1 protein-coding gene is annotated in these 1470 nt (G+C 68.8%); it reads left to right on the top strand.

All coding sequences use genetic code 11. The annotated features are described in order from the left end of the window. Positions 1 to 130: 130 nt before the first annotated feature. Positions 131 to 1393 (top strand): IS256 family transposase, encoded by a 1263-nt coding sequence (locus ACIPLC_RS38195; RefSeq protein ID WP_400477665.1) that lies wholly within the window; start codon positions 131 to 133, stop codon positions 1391 to 1393. Positions 1394 to 1470 lie beyond the last annotated feature (77 nt).

Here is a 1470-nt window from a genome sequence, read left to right as displayed (position 1 = left end):
GGGAGTGTCATGAATCAGGTGGACACCCTGATCAAGGGAGACACTGATGAGCTCGCTGACGGATCACCAGATCGGGTCGGTTCCTGACGGGTCGGTTTCGTCGGAGCCGGAAACTGCCGATGCCTTGGGCATGGGTCCGAGGAAGAACACGGGTGCGTCGGATGTGGTGGCGTCGGTCGCCGAGCTGGCGGCCGAGCAGGCCAGGGCCGGCGGGATGCAGCTGCTCGGCGAGGGCGGACTGCTGCAGCAGCTGACCCGGCACCTGCTCCAGGAAGCGCTGGAGGCCGAGATGGACGAGCACCTGGCCTCGACCGCGGGGCAGGGCCGCTCGGCGCGCAAAGGCGGCAACGCGCGCAACGGCTACCGGATGAAGACCGTGATGACCGAGGCCGGGCCGGTCACGCTCGAGGTCCCGCGGGACCGGGCCGGCACGTTCACACCGAAGGTCGTGCCCCGGCACGCCCGCCGGACCGAAGGCCTGGACAACCTGGTCATCTCCCTGACCGCGAAGGGCCTGACCTCCGGGGAGATCGTCGCGCACCTGGCCGAGGTCTACGGCATGACCACCAGCAAGGAGACCGTCTCCACGATCACCGACCGGGTCCTGGAGAGCATGGCCGACTGGCGCACGCGTCCCCTCGACCCGGTCTATCCGGTGCTGTTCGTGGACGCCGTGAACATCAAGGTCCGCGACGGTCAGGTCGCCAACCGGCCCGTCTACGTCGTCCTCGGCGTCACGGCGGACGGCTACCGGGACATCCTGGGCCTGTGGACCTCCAGCGGCGGCGAGGGCGCCAAGTACTGGCAGTCCGTGCTCACCGAGATCAAGAACAGGGGCGTCAAGGACTGCCTGATCCTCATCTGCGACGGCCTGGCCGGGCTGCCCGACGCGGTCGCCCAGGTCTGGCCGCAGACCGTGGTGCAGACGTGCATCGTCCACCTGCTGCGCAACTCCTTTCGCTACACCTCCAAGCGGGACTGGGCGGCGGTCGCCCGCGACCTCAAGCCCGTCTACACCGCGCCGAACGAGGCCGCGGCCCTGGAGCGGTTCGCCGAGTTCGCCGCCGCCTGGGAAGCGTCCTACCCGGCCGTCGTGCGACTGTGGGAGCGGGCCTGGTCCGAGATGGTGCCCTTCCTGGCGTTCGACGCCGAGATCCGAAAGATCATCTGCACGACCAACGCCATCGAGAGTCTCAACTCCCGCTACCGCAGGGCCGCCGGCGCCTGCGGCCACTTCCCCAACGAGCAGGCCGCCCTCAAACGGCTCTACCTGGCCACCCTCGCGCTCGACCCCACCGGCCGTGGCCGCCAACGCTGGAGCAACCGCTGGATGGCCGCCCTCAACGCCTTCGACATCACCTTCGACGGACGCCTGTCAGCCGGACGGGCGTAGGCCACCCGGCCCACGCCAGACAGCAAGATCAACACCTAGTCCAACCGGGTGTCGTACACCTAGATCGTGATAGTCCC

The sequence above is a fragment of the Kitasatospora sp. NPDC086801 genome, from assembly GCF_044745805.1.
Lineage (GTDB): Bacteria > Actinomycetota > Actinomycetes > Streptomycetales > Streptomycetaceae > Kitasatospora.
Note: the sequence above shows the minus strand (reverse complement) of the source record. Positions and strands in the feature narration are given on the sequence as shown.

Bases quoted from the DNA above. Each gene is read 5' to 3' on its own strand.
- ACIPLC_RS38195 (WP_400477665.1), top strand. From the start codon at position 131: ATGGGTCCGAGGAAGAACACGGGTGCGTCGGATGTGGTGGCGTCGGTC.